The following is a 3,398-nucleotide window of genomic DNA, read 5'->3' on the forward strand; positions in this document are numbered from 1 at the left end:
GCCGCCGCCACCCTGACCGCCTCGACCGGTGGTCTTGGTGATCTTGGCGGTGGCGTTGCGGAGGCTGGCGCCGACCTCGTCGACGTCCAGCTCGTAGACCGTGCGCTTGATCCCCTCGCGGTCGTCGTACGAACGCTGCTTGAGGCGGCCCTGCACGACGACGCGCGTCCCCTTGGTGAGGGACTCGGCGACGTTCTCCGCGGCCTGCCGCCAGACCGAGCAGGTCAGGAACAGGCTTTCGCCGTCCTTCCACTCGTTGGTCTGCCGGTCGAAGGTGCGGGGAGTGGACGCGACACGGAACTTCGCGACCGCCGCACCGGAGGGGGTGAAGCGCAGCTCGGGGTCGTCGACCAGATTGCCGACGACCGTGATGACGGTCTCGCCTGCCATGGGGAACCTCTCGGCGGGGTGCTGCTGGCTGCTTGTGGCTTCTGTAGCTTGCTGCTGCTACTCGGTTGTCCGGTCCCTGTACCGCTGAGAGCTGTCGCTCAGTGGGCGGAGGGGCGGAGGACCTTGGTCCGCAGGACCGACTCGTTCAGATTCATCTGACGGTCGAGTTCCTTGACCGTTGCAGGCTCGGCCTGCAGGTCGATGACCGAGTAGATGCCCTCGGGCTTCTTGTTGATCTCGTAGGAGAGCCGACGACGGCCCCAGGTGTCGACCTTCTCGACCTTGCCCTGACCGTCGCGGACGACGGACAGGAAGTTCTCGATCAGCGGCGAGATCGCGCGCTCCTCGAGATCGGGGTCGAGGATCACCATCACCTCGTAGTGACGCATGTGGAACCCACCTCCTCTGGACTCGCGGCCACGGTCGTTCCGTGGCAGGAGGGTCGTGATGCGTTCTGCTCCAGCCGCACACAGGCGGCGGTGCAGACCGTTCAGACTACCCGGCTTGGGCCTTCCGGTTGAAATCCGTGGGCAAGACGCCGCAATCTGGACGCATCGGTGTGAGCGGCGTCACCCGGACTCCGCTGAGGCCGCCCCTCTGTCAGGAGGTGCCGCATGGCACAGGCAGTACGGCACAACCCGATCTCCATGCTTCTCGCCGACCGCCGGGCCCATCCGCTTGAGAACAGCTTCGCGGCGGCGACGATCCTGCTGGGCGTGATCGCCTTCGCGACGGCCATGTCCTCGGACCTGCACGTGGTCAGCGCCTGGACCGGCCTGGTGGGGGTCCTCACGGGCGCGATCGGACAGTTCATCTCGGCGACGACGGGTGAGCGGTTCGCATTGATCATCGGGCTGGGCGGCGCCGCCTTCGGCTTCTATCTCGGCATGGCCCACGGCGGACTGCTGCCCTGACGGAGGGGCGCTCCCTGCGCGGGCACGCCCTCTCCTCCGGATCGCGCTGAGCCCCGTCCCGCTCCGGGACGGGGCTCAGCGCTGTGCCACAGCGGCACTCACTTCGCTCGCCGAAATGCCCCGAATGCCGGTTTTCTTTACGCTGGCAAGATGCCCGACTTCGGGGGCGCCGGTGTCCGGCAACCAGCCGATCGTGTGACACCCGTCCTGGTTCCTGCCGCGACGCCGAGCGTCCGCACCCGGGCCGTACGGCACGGCACACCCCGTGCATGACCGGTGCCGGACGCCTCCGCGGCGTCACGGCGCAGGGCATCGAGCGAGAGGAAGCTGTCGCATGGCACAGGACCAGATCCCAGGCATCGACCCCGCCGCCCGCCCGAGCGGCACGGGATGTGTGGAGTGTTCCGCGGGCGACGGGCCCGGCTGGTGGTTCCATCTGCGGCGCTGCGCCGCGTGCGGCCACATCGGATGCTGCGACTCCTCTCCCGGACAGCACGCCACCATGCACGCCCGCCATGAGGGCCACCCCTTCCTCACCAGCTTCGAACCCGGCGAGGACTGGTTCTGGGACGCGGAGAACGAGCAGCTCGTGGCGGGGCCGGCTCTGGCCCCGCCCACCTCGCATCCCTTGGAGCAGCCGACGCCCGGCCCTGAGGGCCGGGTTCCCGCGGACTGGCAGCGGCAGCTCCATTGACCGTCCCGCCGGAGCACGCGCACGTCCGCCTCCATCGCACACACCTCGGTCGCCGGTCCCTCAATGGGCCGGCGACCGGAGTGCGTGCGATTCAGCCGTGCGGTACGAGTTGCTGGTCGGTGATCCCCTCGGGGCTGGCGAGCCTCTCCATGTCCCAGCCGGCCCGCCTGGCCGCCGCACGGTAGGCGCTGTCGTAGAAGCCGAGCACCGCGGCACGAGGATCGGGCTCGGCCCTGGCGTCCTCGTACCGCAGCAGCGCGAGATGGCTTCCGTTCTGCTCGTTCCACCTCGCGGCCGTGGGGCTGAGCGGCTCCGCCGACAGCCCCACGGGTTCGGGGGCGGCGTAGGCGTAGAAGGCGGGCTCGGGGAAGGTGTCGTCGCCGAACCAGAAGCCGAAGCTGGTCACCTCCCGCGAGTACGCCTCCCGGGTCACCGGGTCGGTCTGCGGCGACTGCTCCACCTGACGTCCGGAGAAGCGGGTGTGGGCGATGTCGAAGGTGTGCCAGAAGTGATGCACCGCGCTGCACTTGCCCGAGAAGTCCGCGGCGAACTCCTCCAGTACGAGCGCGACCTGGCTGAGGACCTGCCAGTAGCGGGTGGCGTACTCGGGGTCGTAGGCCGCGTGCTCGGTGTCCTGGGAGAACGGCCTCGATGAGTCGGGCAGGTCGAACGGTTCGGGGTGGGGGATGTCCGCCTCGATGCCGAGGTCGGACAGCGTCTCCAGGGTGCTGTGCCGGAAGGACGACACGGACTGGCCGAGGAGGGGGAAGGAGACGGCTGTGCCGTCCAGCGTCGAGACGACCAGCTGGTGGTCGACGAAGTCGAAGTCGATCGTGAAGACGGGGTTGCCGTCGCTCTGACCCATCGGACGGGTCGTGATGCCGCGCCCGGTGAGATGGAAGGGCACGTTCCACCAGTGGTTGCGGCGCGTGCTCGAAGTGAGGCGGATCTTGCCGATCAGCTGCTCGAAGCGGTGCAGGGTCTCCTTGGTGTCCCGCCATTCGGCGAGCGGGAGGGGCGGGAAGAGCTCCATGGCGTCGTCCCCCTTCTTGTCCTGATGTCCTGCCGTTCCCGGCTGCCGTTCTCCGGCCACCGATTCCTGTCTCCGGCCCGGCCCTGCCCCCGTACGGCCCCCGTCCAGGGCCGCTGTCCGGCCGCCGCGGTCCCGTGGGTACCGGCCGGGGCCGCGCAGTTCCATGATGACGAGGTGGGCGAGGTCCGGCATGTCCGCGTGCGCCTCGCCCGGCAGGACGCGCCCGGGAACGCAGGATGGGGCCATGAACGCTGCTCGTGCAGGTGAGGTCTCCATGTCCGGCGCCACGGGGCGCTGGGTGCTGTTCACCACGGTGCTGGGCTCCAGCATGGTGCTGCTGGACGGTACGGCGGTGAACGTGGCCCTG

Annotated in this window: 5 protein-coding genes; 2 read left to right on the top strand and 3 right to left on the bottom strand. The window is 69.2% G+C overall.

Annotated features, from left to right (window positions below):
• Positions 1-390, bottom strand: a 390-nt coding sequence (locus tag H5J26_RS29550) for a single-stranded DNA-binding protein (protein ID WP_181769029.1), incomplete at its 3' end; no start/stop codon positions are given.
• A 98-nt stretch (positions 391-488) separates the two neighbouring features.
• A complete protein-coding gene (rpsF, locus tag H5J26_RS29555) occupies positions 489-779 on the bottom strand; it encodes a 30S ribosomal protein S6 (protein ID WP_181769030.1) in 291 nt (96 codons plus the stop codon).
• A gap of 225 nt (positions 780-1,004) precedes the next feature.
• Between rpsF and H5J26_RS29560 the strand changes: the two genes are divergently transcribed.
• Positions 1,005-1,304: a hypothetical protein gene (locus H5J26_RS29560; RefSeq protein ID WP_181769031.1), complete on the top strand. Its 300-nt coding sequence runs from the start codon at positions 1,005-1,007 to the stop codon at positions 1,302-1,304.
• A gap of 334 nt (positions 1,305-1,638) precedes the next feature.
• Positions 1,639-1,998, top strand: a complete 360-nt coding sequence (locus H5J26_RS29565) for a UBP-type zinc finger domain-containing protein (RefSeq protein ID WP_181769032.1) — start codon at positions 1,639-1,641, stop codon at positions 1,996-1,998.
• Positions 1,999-2,089: 91 nt separating this feature from the next.
• Here H5J26_RS29565 and H5J26_RS29570 read toward each other — a convergent pair whose 3' ends face one another.
• Entirely contained in the window at positions 2,090-3,031 is a 942-nt protein-coding gene (locus H5J26_RS29570; protein ID WP_181769033.1) for a DUF5996 family protein, read from the bottom strand.
• Positions 3,032-3,398: the final 367 nt, after the last annotated feature.

It is taken from the genome of Streptomyces albidus (ex Kaewkla and Franco 2022) (assembly GCF_013870515.1).
In the GTDB taxonomy this organism is placed as follows: domain Bacteria; phylum Actinomycetota; class Actinomycetes; order Streptomycetales; family Streptomycetaceae; genus Streptomyces; species Streptomyces albidus.

Bases quoted from the DNA above. Each gene is read 5' to 3' on its own strand.
- H5J26_RS29570 (WP_181769033.1), bottom strand. From the start codon at position 3,031: ATGGAGCTCTTCCCGCCCCTCCCGCTCGCCGAATGGCGGGACACCAAG.
- rpsF (WP_181769030.1), bottom strand. From the start codon at position 779: ATGCGTCACTACGAGGTGATGGTGATCCTCGACCCCGATCTCGAGGAG.
- H5J26_RS29565 (WP_181769032.1), top strand. From the start codon at position 1,639: ATGGCACAGGACCAGATCCCAGGCATCGACCCCGCCGCCCGCCCGAGC.
- H5J26_RS29560 (WP_181769031.1), top strand. From the start codon at position 1,005: ATGGCACAGGCAGTACGGCACAACCCGATCTCCATGCTTCTCGCCGAC.